This is a genomic window from Streptomyces sp. GL_141 (genome assembly GCF_057834385.1).
The window spans coordinates 2,208,962-2,222,276 of the sequence record NZ_CM174402.1 but is presented as its reverse complement, the minus strand read 5'-3'; the positions used below and the strand labels follow the sequence as shown (position 1 = coordinate 2,222,276).

General features: G+C 66.4%; 4 protein-coding genes, 1 tRNA gene and 2 rRNA genes. 6 read left to right on the top strand and 1 reads right to left on the bottom strand.

All coding sequences use genetic code 11. The annotated features are described in order from the left end of the window. Positions 1-236: 236 nt before the first annotated feature. The 5 genes from AC3IX6_RS09290 (at position 237) to AC3IX6_RS09270 (ending at position 4,780) form a co-directional block, all read left to right on the top strand. A 23S ribosomal RNA gene (locus tag AC3IX6_RS09290) occupies positions 237-3,360 on the top strand. Between the two features lie 74 nt (positions 3,361-3,434). Further along, positions 3,435-3,552: ribosomal RNA gene (gene rrf / locus AC3IX6_RS09285) — 5S ribosomal RNA — on the top strand. A gap of 5 nt (positions 3,553-3,557) precedes the next feature. Then, positions 3,558-3,633, top strand: a tRNA-Thr gene (locus tag AC3IX6_RS09280). A gap of 109 nt (positions 3,634-3,742) precedes the next feature. Next, positions 3,743-4,381: a hypothetical protein gene (locus AC3IX6_RS09275; protein WP_489369743.1), complete on the top strand. Its 639-nt coding sequence runs from the start codon at positions 3,743-3,745 to the stop codon at positions 4,379-4,381. A gap of 198 nt (positions 4,382-4,579) precedes the next feature. Next, positions 4,580-4,780 carry a hypothetical protein gene (locus AC3IX6_RS09270; RefSeq protein ID WP_489369742.1) on the top strand — a complete coding sequence of 67 codons (201 nt, stop codon included), beginning with the start codon at positions 4,580-4,582 and terminating at the stop codon, positions 4,778-4,780. Positions 4,781-4,800: 20 nt separating this feature from the next. Here the strand turns inward: AC3IX6_RS09270 and AC3IX6_RS09265 are convergent, their stop codons facing one another. Then, the gene (locus tag AC3IX6_RS09265; RefSeq protein WP_489369741.1) at positions 4,801-7,323 is read right to left on the bottom strand and encodes a SpoIIE family protein phosphatase; all 2,523 of its coding nucleotides are present in this window, start codon (positions 7,321-7,323) and stop codon (positions 4,801-4,803) included. Between the two features lie 256 nt (positions 7,324-7,579). On the opposite strand from AC3IX6_RS09265, the gene AC3IX6_RS09260 reads away from it, so the two are divergent. Continuing rightward, positions 7,580-13,090 (top strand): HAMP domain-containing protein, encoded by a 5,511-nt coding sequence (locus AC3IX6_RS09260; RefSeq protein WP_489369740.1) that lies wholly within the window; start codon positions 7,580-7,582, stop codon positions 13,088-13,090. The last annotated feature ends 225 nt before the right edge of the window (positions 13,091-13,315 follow it).

Below are 13,315 nucleotides of genomic sequence, written 5' to 3'. Positions count from 1 at the left end.
TCAGGGTGGAACGTTGATTAGTTGGCACCAGATGATCTGATGATTCTCAAGTACTGCTTCGGCGTGGAAAGAGGATTCGGAAGAGGTCTGGTGCTTGGCACGTTGTTGGGTATCTGAGGGTACGGCCGAAAGGCTTTATCTTCGCGATGCCGGCCCCAGTGAACTTCGTCTTCGGATGAGGGTGATGGGTGACTGGTCGTTGCTTGAGAACTACACAGTGGACGCGAGCATCTGTAGGCCAAGTTTTTAAGGGCGCACGGTGGATGCCTTGGCACCAGGAACCGATGAAGGACGTGAGAGGCCGCGATAGGCCCCGGGGAGCTGCCAACTGAGCTTTGATCCGGGGGTGTCCGAATGGGGAAACCCGGCAGTCGTCATGGGCTGTCACCCACTGCTGAACACATAGGCAGTGTGGAGGGAACGCGGGGAAGTGAAACATCTCAGTACCCGCAGGAAGAGAAAACAACCGTGATTCCGGGAGTAGTGGCGAGCGAAACCGGATGAGGCCAAACCGTATGCGTGTGATACCCGGCAGGGGTTGCGCATGCGGGGTTGTGGGAATTCTTTTGATCGGTCTGCCGGCCGGTCGGCGAGTCAAAAACCGTTGATGTAGTCGAAGGACATGCGAAAGGTCCGGCGTAGAGGGTAAGACCCCCGTAGACGAAACATCAGCGGCTTGCTTAAGAATCTCCCAAGTAGCACGGGGCCCGAGAAATCCCGTGTGAATCTGGCGGGACCACCCGCTAAGCCTAAATATTCCCTGGTGACCGATAGCGGATAGTACCGTGAGGGAATGGTGAAAAGTACCGCGGGAGCGGAGTGAAATAGTACCTGAAACCGTGTGCCTACAAGCCGTGGGAGCGTCGCCGTTATTCTTCGGAATAACGGTCGTGACTGCGTGCCTTTTGAAGAATGAGCCTGCGAGTTAGCGGTGTGTAGCGAGGTTAACCCGTGTGGGGAAGCCGTAGCGAAAGCGAGTCCGAATAGGGCGATTGAGTTGCACGCTCTAGACCCGAAGCGGAGTGATCTAGCCATGGGCAGGTTGAAGCGGAGGTAAGACTTCGTGGAGGACCGAACCCACCAGGGTTGAAAACCTGGGGGATGACCTGTGGTTAGGGGTGAAAGGCCAATCAAACTCCGTGATAGCTGGTTCTCCCCGAAATGCATTTAGGTGCAGCGTCACGTGTTTCTTGCCGGAGGTAGAGCACTGGATAGGCGATGGGCCCTACCGGGTTACTGACCTTAGCCAAACTCCGAATGCCGGTAAGTGAGAGCGTGGCAGTGAGACTGTGGGGGATAAGCTCCATGGTCGAGAGGGAAACAGCCCAGAGCATCGACTAAGGCCCCTAAGCGTACGCTAAGTGGGAAAGGATGTGGAGTCGCAGAGACAACCAGGAGGTTGGCTTAGAAGCAGCCACCCTTGAAAGAGTGCGTAATAGCTCACTGGTCAAGTGATTCCGCGCCGACAATGTAGCGGGGCTCAAGCGTACCGCCGAAGTCGTGTCATTGCAGCAATAGGGCCAACGCCCGCTGTGATGGGTAGGGGAGCGTCGTGTGCCGGGTGAAGCAGCAGCGGAAGCTAGTTGTGGACGGTTCACGAGTGAGAATGCAGGCATGAGTAGCGATACACACGTGAGAAACGTGTGCGCCGATTGACTAAGGGTTCCTGGGTCAAGCTGATCTGCCCAGGGTAAGTCGGGACCTAAGGCGAGGCCGACAGGCGTAGTCGATGGACAACCGGTTGATATTCCGGTACCCGCTTTGAAACGCCCAATATCGAATCAGGCGATGCTAAGCCCGTGAAGCCGTTCCGGACCCTTCGGGGAAAGGAAAGTGGTGGAGCCGGCGAACCAGACTTGTAGTAGGTAAGCGATGGGGTGACGCAGGAAGGTAGTCCAGCCCGGGCGGTGGTAGTCCCGGGGTAAGGGTGTAGGCCGAGGGGTAGGCAAATCCGTCCCTCATATAAGGCTGAGACCTGATGCCGAGCCGATTGTGGTGAAGTGGATGATCCTATGCTGTCGAGAAAAGCCTCTAGCGAGTTTCATGGCGGCCCGTACCCTAAACCGACTCAGGTGGTCAGGTAGAGAATACCGAGGCGTTCGGGTGAACTATGGTTAAGGAACTCGGCAAAATGCCCCCGTAACTTCGGGAGAAGGGGGGCCATCACTGGTGATCGGATTTACTCCGTGAGCTGGGGGTGGCCGCAGAGACCAGCGAGAAGCGACTGTTTACTAAAAACACAGGTCCGTGCGAAGCCGTAAGGCGATGTATACGGACTGACGCCTGCCCGGTGCTGGAACGTTAAGGGGACCGGTTAGTCACACTTCGGTGTGGCGAAGCTGAGAACTTAAGCGCCAGTAAACGGCGGTGGTAACTATAACCATCCTAAGGTAGCGAAATTCCTTGTCGGGTAAGTTCCGACCTGCACGAATGGCGTAACGACTTCTCGACTGTCTCAACCATAGGCCCGGTGAAATTGCACTACGAGTAAAGATGCTCGTTTCGCGCAGCAGGACGGAAAGACCCCGGGACCTTTACTATAGTTTGATATTGGTGTTCGGTTCGGCTTGTGTAGGATAGGTGGGAGACTTTGAAGCAGCCACGCCAGTGGTTGTGGAGTCGTCGTTGAAATACCACTCTGGTCGTGCTGGATGTCTAACCTCGGTCCGTGATCCGGATCAGGGACAGTGTCTGATGGGTAGTTTAACTGGGGCGGTTGCCTCCCAAAAAGTAACGGAGGCGCCCAAAGGTTCCCTCAGCCTGGTTGGCAATCAGGTGTTGAGTGTAAGTGCACAAGGGAGCTTGACTGTGAGACCGACGGGTCGAGCAGGGACGAAAGTCGGGACTAGTGATCCGGCGGTGGCTTGTGGAAGCGCCGTCGCTCAACGGATAAAAGGTACCCCGGGGATAACAGGCTGATCTTCCCCAAGAGTCCATATCGACGGGATGGTTTGGCACCTCGATGTCGGCTCGTCGCATCCTGGGGCTGGAGTCGGTCCCAAGGGTTGGGCTGTTCGCCCATTAAAGCGGTACGCGAGCTGGGTTTAGAACGTCGTGAGACAGTTCGGTCCCTATCCGCTGTGCGCGTAGGAATATTGAGAAGGGCTGTCCCTAGTACGAGAGGACCGGGACGGACGAACCTCTGGTGTGCCAGTTGTCCTGCCAAGGGCATGGCTGGTTGGCTACGTTCGGGAGGGATAACCGCTGAAAGCATCTAAGCGGGAAGCCTGCTTCAAGATGAGTATTCCCACCTCCTTGAGAGGGTAAGGCTCCCAGTAGACGACTGGGTTGATAGGCCAGATGTGGAAGCCCGGTAACGGGTGGAGCTGACTGGTACTAATAGGCCGAGGGCTTGTCCTCAGTTGCTCGCGTCCACTGTGTTAGTTCTGAAGTAACGAACTGTGTTCATATCCGGTTGGTTAACTTCATAGTGTTTCGGTGGTCATAGCGTTAGGGAAACGCCCGGTTTACATTCCGAACCCGGAAGCTAAGCCTTTCAGCGCCGATGGTACTGCAGGGGGGACCCTGTGGGAGAGTAGGACGCCGCCGAACAACCCGCCCTTTTAGCTCAGTCGGTAGAGCGTCTCCATGGTAAGGAGAAGGTCAACGGTTCGATTCCGTTAAAGGGCTCCAAAACGAGAAGGCCCCCGCCATTGGCGGGGGCCTTTTTGCGTTCCCTGATTGTTCCCTGCGTATCCTTCGGATTGATCTTGAGGATGTTGTTCATGGGGAGGGATGCGTGATGTCGGATCAGACTCCGGCCGAGGCCGAGTTCGAGCAGGCCTGGGCCGACGAGAGGTACACCCGGGCGGTTCTGCCGGCCGTGGACGTGAACCGGATCCTGGGGGAGCGGTACGTCGCCGCAGAACCGGTGGCCCTGGACCGGGCGGGGATCTGGGACATGGAGATCCGGAAGGCCGGCAATCCGGGTGCCTTCATTCCGTACGTCATCAAGGAGGGCTCTGCCTCCGCCTGGGTGCCGGGGCGGACGGGTGCGGAGCTGGGGGCCGAGTTCGTCAGGCAGTCGCGGCAGAGGCTGTGGCTCGAGCCGGACGCGTACGGGCTCGTGCTCGAGGAGACGTACCTGAACCACGACCGGCAGGTGGTCACCTTCCTCGGCCGGGAGACCTTCGCCGACGTGGACGGGGCTCCCCTGCACGCGGATGACCGCCAGCCACTGTTCCACGTACAGCACGGGGTCGCGGGTACGGACGAGCAGCCGCTCAATACCTGGCGGATCGTCCTGCTGACCGACCAGCCGGACGATCGTCTGGTGAAGGTCTTCGAGCGGATGGCCGGTGATCCTTGGCTGCCCGAGTTCGTCGAGCGGTACGTGCGGGACGTGCTCGGGATCGCGCTGACGCGTCGGGATGACGTCTGAGGGATGACGTCTGAGGGACGGCCTCTGAGGGACGGCGTGGAAGGGCCTCTGCCTGGTGGCAGGGGCCCTTCTGTGTGTGAGGGGGGTCCTGGGCCTCCCGTCAAGCCCCGAATCTTCGGGCCGTGACCAGGGGCGGGGCTCGGGGCGCAATGGGATCAGAAGGAGTTCCAAGGCCCTCGATCCACGGGAGGAACGCTCATGAGTACCGAACGGATCCGACACCTCGCCCACACGTTCAAGACGGCCCTGGCCGGCGACGGAGCCTCCCCGTCCACGCCCATGGCCCCGTCCCGTGCCGATACCGGCCGTGAATCGGTCGTCGAGACGGGCCGTGCCCCCTGGACCGGGGAAATGGCGGCCCCGTCGTTCATGATCCTGGTGGCGGGGCCCCGCCGGTAAGGCCAGTGGCGCGACGGTGCTCAGTCGCCGTCGCGCTGCCGGGGGATGCGGAAGGCGAGGATGGCCATGTCGTCGGAGGCCGGTTCGGCGGCGAAGCGTTCCACCGCGCGCAGGACGCGGGAGGCGACGGCGCCGGCGGTGAGACCCGTACAGGTGGTGAGGACCTCGGCGAGGCCGTCGTCGCCGAGCATGCGGGTGCCCTCGCGGCGTTCGGTGACTCCGTCGGTCACACAGAGGAGGACGTCGCCGGGGTCCAGGGTGAGGGTCTGCTCGTAGAGGTCCAGGTCGTCGAGGACGCCGAGGAGGGGCTGCGGGTCGGCGGCGGAGGTCACCTCGCCGTTCGGGCGCAGGCGCAGCGGCAGCGGGTGGCCCGCGCAGACGACCTTCATGTGGGCGCCGCCGTCGGGCTGCGGGTGCAGCTCGCCGTACAGGAGGGTGAGGAAGCGGCTGCGGTCGCCCTCGTCGAGGATGGCCGCGTTGAGGCGTTCCAGTACGGCCGGGCCGCCCAGGCCCTCGCGGGCCAGGAGGCGCAGGGCGTGGCGCGCCAGGCCGGTGACGGCGGCCGCCTCCGGGCCCGTGCCGCAGACGTCGCCGATGGCGAAGCCGTAGACGCCGGGGCGGATCGGGAAGACGTCGTAGAAGTCGCCGCCCACCTCGTTGCCCTCGCCGGCCGCTCGGTAGATGACCTCGACCTCGATGCCGGGGATCGTGGGGGAGCCGGGCGGCAGCAGGCTGCGCTGGAGCGAGCGGCTGATGGCGGTGCGCTCGGAGTACAGGCGGGCGTTGTCCAGGGCGAGCGCGGCGCGGCGGGAGAGGTCCTCGGCGAGTTCGAGGATCTCCTGCCGGAAGTGCTCCTCGGAGGGTTTGCCGAGGGTCAGCATGCCGATGACGCGGTTGCGGGCGAGGAGCGGGAGGACCACGGTCTCGCCGCCGACCGCCACGGAGGTCTCGGGCCAGGGACGGGCGCCGGATTCGCGGACGGGCTCGGGCGGGCTGACCTGGGCGAGCAGGGCCTTGAGGCCGTCGATGCGTTCTTCGTCCTCGTGCAGGACGTAGGAGAGGAACGGGTCGGAGGCCTGGTCGGCGATGGTGTAGACGGCGCACCAGGTGGCGAGGGTGGGGACGGTCATCTGGGCCATGAGGGCCAGGGTCTGGTCCCGGTCGAGGGTGCCGGCGAGCAGGTCGGAGGCCTCGACGAGGAAGGAGAGGGAGCCGCGGCGCAGTCGTTCGAGCTCGCCGAGGCGGGCCGATTCCACGGCGAGGGCGATGCGGTCCGCGGCGAACTGCAGGCGCAGGGCGTCGTCGTTGGAGTAGCGGCCGGGGATCTCGGAGGCGACTCCGAGGGAGCCGGTGAGGCGGCCTTCGACCTTGAGGGGGACGGTGATCGCGGAGCGCATGCCGGTGGCTTCCAGGAGGGGTACCGCACCGGGGACGACGATGAGATCCTCGTGGACGGCGGGCATGCGGGCGCTGCCGTACCGGTTGGTGCCGGCTTCGACCGGGACGCGGGCGAAGCGCTGGCGGGTGGAGGGCAGGCCGGTGGTGGCGCGGACTTCGAGCTCGGTCTCGTCGTCGGTGGCGAGGAGGAGGAAGGCGGAGTCGGCGTCGAGGAGGTCGCGGGCGCGTTCCACGGTGCGCTGGAGGAGGCCGTCGAGGTCGTCGGGGGCGGGGGAGCCGATGAAGATCTCGAAGGGGTCCGTGGGACGGGACTCGGTCAGCTGGCCGCCGTCCATGGGGACCCGTACGGGGCTCTGCAGCAGGGCCCGCTCGTCGTCGTGCACGAGCAGGCAGACGATGGAGGGCTCGCCGTGGGCATCGCGGACCCGCAGGTGGGAGGCGTAGATGGGGATGACGCGGCCGTCGGCGCCGCGGATGCCGTAGCTGCCCTCCCAGCGGGACAGGCGCAGGGCCTCGGCGATGCCGGTACCGGTGCCGGGGGTCTGCGGCCAGGCGGCGAGCTCGGCGAGCGGGCGGCCGACCGCCTTCGAGGCGAGGTGGCCGAAGATGATCTCGGCGTCCTCGTTCCAGGCGGAGATGGTCCCGGCGGAGTCGATCTGGAGGACGGCGACGCGGACCCGGCTGTCGGCCAGCGGGAGGAGCTGGTCGGGGACGACGGGTCCCGCGGAGCGGGTACCGACCGGACGGTCCGGCATGTCGAGCCGGAACCACACGTGCTTGTGCGTGGCCGTGTACTCGACGCCCCAGCGGGTGGCGAGGGCGGCGCAGAGCATGAGCCCGCGGCCGTTCTCGCGGTCGGGATCGGCGTACGGGCGCTCGCCGGGGTGCTGGAGCGGGAGTTCGCGTTCCGGGTAGCGGTCGGCGACCTCGACGCGTACGCCGTCCTCGGTGCGCAGGCACAGGACCTCGGCCCGGGTGCCGGCGTGGACCACGGCGTTGGTGACGAGCTCGCTGGTGAGGACCACCGCGTCGTCGACGATGTCCGCGAAACCCCAGCCCTGGAGGGTGTCGCGGACGAATGCGCGGGCAGCAGCGACGGAACGCCCCTGTGGATCGAAACTGGCAGCCGCCCGTGCCGTGATCACAAGTCTCCTTCGACGCGGTGGACAACGGATGCCAGGTTACTTACCTTCACGGTCGCCATGGTGCCGTCGTCTGGGAATCCACCCGCAGGGTGCGGCCGGTGTGCGATGGTGCCGGAGTGTTATGGCCGGGTTCGGCCGGGGTGAAACACTGGGCGGGCTTGGAGTCGGGTAGATAAGTGGGCACGGCGTAAGTGGACGCAGTCTGATGAACAAGATGCCCGGTGGAACAGTGGTCGACCCTTTCGGGAGGGACACGGTGGAGGCTGGCGCGGCGGTGCGGCGTACGGGAACGCGCCCGAAGGGAGGGCGCTCCCGGCGGGGCGTGACGACGGAAGTCGATACCGCGGCCCTGAACAGGCTGCTCACGGCTTTGGTGTCGATGCGGGACGGCAACTTCCGCAAGAGGCTGACGGTGTCCGGCGACGGGGTGATGGCGGAGATCGCCGCCGTCTACAACGAGGTCGCCGACCGCAATCTCCACCTGACCGGGGAGCTGTCCCGGGTGCGGAGGATGGTCGGCCGCGAGGGCAAGCTCAGCGAACGGCTGGAAACAGGTGCCTGCGAGGGCTCCTGGGCGGCCGCGATCGACGCCTCGAACCAGCTGGTGGACGACCTTGCCCGGCCGGTGTCCGAGGTGGGCCGGGTGCTGTCGGCGGTCGCCGAGGGTGATCTCGACCAGCGCATGGACCTGCGGACCCAGGCCGCGGAGGGTGCCGGGCACCCGCTGCGCGGGGAGTTCCTGAAGGTCGGGCGGACGGTCAACAACCTGGTCGACCAGCTCTCCGCGTTCACCGACGAGGTGACGCGGGTGGCGCTGGAGGTCGGTACCGAGGGCAAGCTCGGCGGCCAGGCGCAGGTGCGCGGAATGTCCGGATCCTGGAAGGATCTGACCGACTCCGTCAACACGATGGCGTACCGGCTCACCGCCCAGGTGCGTGACATTGCTCTCGTGACGACGGCCGTGGCCAAGGGCGATCTGTCGCGCAAGGTCACGGTGCACGTGGCCGGCGAGATGCTGCAGCTGAAGAACACCGTCAACACGATGGTGGACCAGCTCTCCTCGTTCTCCTCCGAGGTGACCCGCGTGGCCCGTGAGGTGGGTACGGAGGGTGAGCTCGGCGGCCAGGCGAAGGTGCCCGGGGTCGCGGGCGTGTGGAAGGACCTGACCGACTCCGTCAACACCATGGCCGGCAACCTCACGGCCCAGGTGCGCGGCATCGCCCAGGTGACGACGGCGGTGGCCAACGGCGACCTGTCGCAGAAGGTCCGGGTCAGCGCGCGCGGCGAGGTCGCGCAGCTGGCCGAAACGATCAACCAGATGACAGAGACCCTACGGACCTTCGCGGACGAGGTCACGCGCGTGGCCAGCGAGGTCGGTGCGAAGGGCCTGCTCGGCGGGCAGGCGCAGGTGCCGGGCGCGGCCGGGACGTGGAAGGACCTCACCGACTCGGTGAACACGGTCTTCCGCAACCTCACCACCCAGGTGCGCGACATCGCCCAGGTGACGACGGCGGTGGCCAACGGCGACCTGTCGCAGAAGGTCACCGTGAACGTGGCCGGCGAGATGCTGGAGCTGAAGAACACCGTCAACACGATGGTCGACCAGCTCCAGTCCTTCGGTGCCGAAGTGACGCGGGTGGCCCGTGAGGTCGGCGTCGAAGGCGAACTGGGCGGGCAGGCGCAGGTGCCGGGCGCGGCCGGGACGTGGAAGGACCTCACCGACTCGGTGAACACCGCCTTCCGCAACCTCACGGGGCAGGTCCGCAACATCGCCCAGGTGACGACGGCGGTGGCCAACGGCGACCTGTCGCAGAAGGTCACGGTCGACGTCTCCGGCGAGATGCTCCAGCTGAAGAACACCGTGAACACGATGGTGGACCAGCTGTCCTCCTTCGCCGACCAGGTCACGCGGATGGCGCGGGACGTGGGCACGGAGGGCCGGCTCGGCGGCCAGGCGCGGGTCGAGGGGGTGTCCGGCACCTGGAAGGAGCTCACCGACTCCGTCAACTTCATGGCCGGGAACCTGACCTCCCAGGTGCGCCAGATCGCCCAGGTGACCACGGCGGTGGCCCGCGGCGACCTCTCCCAGAAGATCGACGTGGACGCCCGCGGCGAGATCCTGGAGCTGAAGAACACCATCAACACGATGGTCGACCAGCTCTCGGCCTTCGCGGAGCAGGTGACCCGGGTGGCCCGGGACGTGGGTACGGAGGGCCGGCTCGGCGGTCAGGCGCAGGTGCCCGGTGTGGCCGGCGTGTGGCGCGACCTGACGGACTCGGTGAACGGCATGGCCGGGAACCTGACCTCGCAGGTCCGCAACATCGCGCAGGTGGCCACCGCGGTGGCGCGCGGCGACCTGTCGCAGAAGATCGAGGTCGATGCCCGGGGCGAGATCCTGGAGCTGAAGAACACCCTCAACACGATGGTGGACCAGCTCTCGAACTTCGCGGAGCAGGTGACCCGGGTGGCCCGGGAGGTGGGCACCGAGGGCATCCTGGGCGGCCAGGCGGAGGTGAAGGGTGTCTCCGGCACCTGGAAGGACCTCACCCAGTCCGTCAACTTCATGGCGAACAACCTGACCTCGCAGGTGCGCAACATCGCCGAGGTGACCACGGCGGTCGCCATGGGAGACCTCTCCAAGAAGATCACCGTCGATGCCAAGGGCGAGATCCTGGAGCTCGTCACCACCGTGAACACGATGGTGGACCAGCTGTCCTCCTTCGCCGAGCAGGTGACGCGGGTGGCCCGCGAGGTCGGTACCGAGGGCATCCTGGGCGGTCAGGCCCGGGTGCGCGGGGTCACCGGCATCTGGAAGGACCTCAGCGACAACGTCAACACCATGGCCGGCAATCTGACGGCCCAGGTGCGCGGGATCGCGCAGGTGTCGACGGCGGTGGCCAACGGCGACCTGACCAAGACGGTCACCGTCGAGGCGCGCGGCGAGGTCGCGCAGCTCGCCGACACCGTCAACACGATGGTCAAGACCCTGTCCTCCTTCGCCGACGAGGTCACGCGCGTGGCCCGCGAGGTGGGTACGGAGGGCCGCCTCGGCGGCCAGGCGCACGTGCCCGGGGTCTCCGGGACCTGGAAGGACCTCACCGACTCGGTGAACTTCATGGCCTCCAACCTCACCGGCCAGGTGCGGCAGATCGCCATGGTCACGACCGCCATCGCCAAGGGCGACATGACCAAGAAGATCGACATCGACGCGCGCGGGGAGATCCTGGAGCTCAAGACCACGATCAACACGATGGTCGACCAGCTCTCCTCCTTCGCCGACCAGGTGACCCGCGTGGCCCGCGAGGTGGGGACCGAGGGCATCCTCGGAGGCCAGGCGCGGGTCCGGGACGTGGACGGCACCTGGCGGGACCTGACCGAGTCCGTGAACGAGATGGCCGGGAACCTCACCCGGCAGGTGCGTGCCATCGCGGCCGTGGCCACCGCGGTGACGCGCGGCGACCTCAACCTGAAGATCGACGTGGACGCCGCCGGCGAGATCCAGGTCCTCCAGGACAACCTCAACACGATGATCGCCAACCTGCGCGACACCACCTTGGCCAACAAGGAGCAGGACTGGCTCAAGGGCAACCTCGCCCGCATCTCCGCCCTGATGCAGGGCCGCCGCGAGCTGGACGACGTGGCCTCGCTGATCATGAGCGAGCTGACCCCGGTGGTCTCCGCGCAGCACGGGGCGTTCTTCCTGGCGTTGCCGACCGGGGGCACCACCGAGATCGGGACCGACGGGGGCGCGGACGGCTCGTACGAGCTGCGGATGCGCGGGAGTTACGCGTACGCCGGCGGGCAGATGCCCATCTCCTTCCGGCCGGGGGAGGGACTGATCGGGATGGTCGCCGAGGAGAAGCGGATGGTGCTCATCGAGAACACCCCGCCCGGCTACCTGAAGATCTCCTCGGGGCTCGGCGAGGCCCCGCCCGCGCACGTGATCGTGCTGCCGGTGCTCTTCGAGGGGAAGGTGCTCGGCGTCATCGAGCTGGCTTCCTTCCAGCCCTTCACGCAGATCCAGAAGGACTTCCTCAGCCAGATCGCCGAGATGATCGGTACGAGCGTCAACACCATCTCCGTCAACTCCAAGACGGAGATGCTGCTCAAGCAGTCGCAGGAGATGACCGAGCAGCTGCGCGAGCGCTCCGACGAGCTGGAGAACCGGCAGAAGGCCCTCCAGGCGGCCAACGCCGAGCTGGAGGAGAAGGCCGAGCTGCTGGCCCAGCAGAACCGGGACATCGAGGTGAAGAACACCGAGATCGAGGAGGCCCGGCAGGTCCTGGAGGAGCGCGCCGAGCAGCTCGCGGTCTCGATGCGGTACAAGAGCGAGTTCCTGGCGAACATGTCCCACGAGCTGCGGACCCCGCTCAACTCCCTGCTGATCCTGGCCAAGCTGCTCGCCGACAACGCGGACGAGAACCTCTCGCCCAAGCAGGTGGAGTTCGCCGAGACCATCCACGGGGCCGGCTCCGACCTGCTCCAGCTGATCAACGACATCCTCGACCTGTCGAAGGTCGAGGCCGGGAAGATGGACGTCTCCCCGACGCGGATCGCGCTGGTCCAGCTCGTCGACTACGTGGAGGCCACTTTCCGGCCGCTGACCGCGGAGAAGGGGCTCGACTTCTCGGTACGGGTCTCCCCGGAGCTCCCCGCCACCCTGCACACCGACGAGCAGCGGCTGCTCCAGGTGCTGCGCAACCTGCTGTCGAACGCGGTGAAGTTCACCGACACCGGGGCGGTGGAGCTGGTCATCCGGCCCGCCGGGACCGATGTGCCCATCGCGATCCGCGAGCAGCTCCTGGAGGCCGGTTCGCTGCGCGAGGCCGACGCCGACCTGATCGCCTTCTCGGTGACGGACACCGGGATCGGGATCGCCGCGAGCAAGATGCTGGTGATCTTCGAGGCGTTCAAGCAGGCCGACGGGACCACGAGCCGCAAGTACGGCGGCACCGGCCTGGGCCTCTCCATCAGCCGGGAGATCGCCCGGCTGCTGGGCGGGGAGATCCACGCGGCGAGCGAGCCCGGGCGCGGGTCGACCTTCACGCTGTACCTGCCGCTGCACCCGAGCGAGCTGCCCCCGCAGGGGTACGCGCCGCCGACGCCCGGCGGGGCGCGCGGGGAGCTGTACCGCCGTCCGGCCGCCGAGGAGGTCCGGCCCGAACTGCCGGCGGCGCCGGTGGCGCAGGGCCCCGTAGGACCCCTGACGCCGATGGCGCTGCCGCGGGCCGGGGAACCGGTCGGGCAGGGGTCCTCCGCGCTGTTCCGGCGGCGCCGCAAGGCGATGGCCGAGCCGCCGCTGCGGGCGGAGGTGCCCGGGCAGGGCGACGCGGACGCGTGGTCCGTGGAGGAGCCGCTGCCCCAGGCGCCGCGGACGTACGACTTCCACGGCGAGCGGGTGCTGATCGTGGACGACGACGTGCGCAACGTCTTCGCGCTGACCAGCGTGCTGGAGCAGCACGGTCTGGCGGTGCTGTACGCGGAGAACGGCCGGGAGGGCATCGAGGTCCTGGAGCAGCACGACGACGTGGCGCTCGTGCTGATGGACATCATGATGCCGGAGATGGACGGGTACGCGACGACCTCGGCGATCCGGCGGATGCCCCAGTTCGAGGGGCTGCCGATCATCGCGCTGACGGCGAAGGCCATGAAGGGCGACCGGGAGAAGGCGATCGAGTCCGGTGCCTCGGACTACGTGACCAAGCCGGTCGAGCCCGACTACCTACTGTCGGTCATGGAAGGGCACATGCGCGGGGCCGGGGCGTGACCGGGCGGGCGGAGGGGGACTCCCGAGGGAACCTTCTGCCCTTCCACCACGTTTCCGCTTCGTGCGCTGTGACATCTTGGTGACAGGGTGTGGCGATCTCGGGACTGGGGCTACGATGACCGGCACAAGGACGGACGGCGCAAGGATGCCGTCCTCTGGGGCGGGGCCCGGCGCACAGGCCGGAGCCAGGAGCCGGGGAGGCCCCATGCCGGGGCGAGGAGGACA

Excerpts from the sequence above, each read along its gene's own strand:
- AC3IX6_RS09275 (WP_489369743.1), top strand. The coding sequence starts at position 3,743 with ATGTCGGATCAGACTCCGGCCGAGGCCGAGTTCGAGCAGGCCTGGGCC.
- AC3IX6_RS09270 (WP_489369742.1), top strand. The coding sequence starts at position 4,580 with ATGAGTACCGAACGGATCCGACACCTCGCCCACACGTTCAAGACGGCC.